At 46.7% G+C, this 351-nt stretch carries 1 protein-coding gene; it reads left to right on the top strand.

The window, feature by feature from the left end:
- The coding region (locus A3762_RS27315) for a hypothetical protein (RefSeq protein WP_197469107.1) at window positions 1-351 on the top strand (351 nt) is incomplete at both ends.

Raw genomic sequence — 351 nt, 5'->3', positions numbered from 1 at the left:
CGTGAGCTATGTTGAGGCGCGAGAAGCGGCCAGACAAGATGCACTCGCTAAAGCGATGCGCGCCTTTATCGAACGCAAAGAGCACAATTCACTTGTGAATGGGCGAGTAGAAGCGAGTAGTGATAGTTTGGCAAGCAAAATTCGAGTACTAGAAGAACGTATTAAGCACGAACACGTTGCAGGTGATTATCTTAGTATTCAGTATGCTGTTGATCTTGATGCCTCGTCAGAGTGTCTGAACTCTGATGCGGGCCGATTCAAAAAATCAGTGGCTGTACTTGGCTTTAATTTACAAGTCCCAGATCAGGCAAGTATTGGCCGGTTAAACGGTGTTGAGCAAGGCTTGTCTAG

The sequence above is a fragment of the Oleiphilus sp. HI0125 genome, assembly GCF_001635355.1.
The sequence above is the reverse complement of the archived record's forward strand: the minus strand, read 5'-3'. Positions and strand labels throughout refer to the sequence as shown.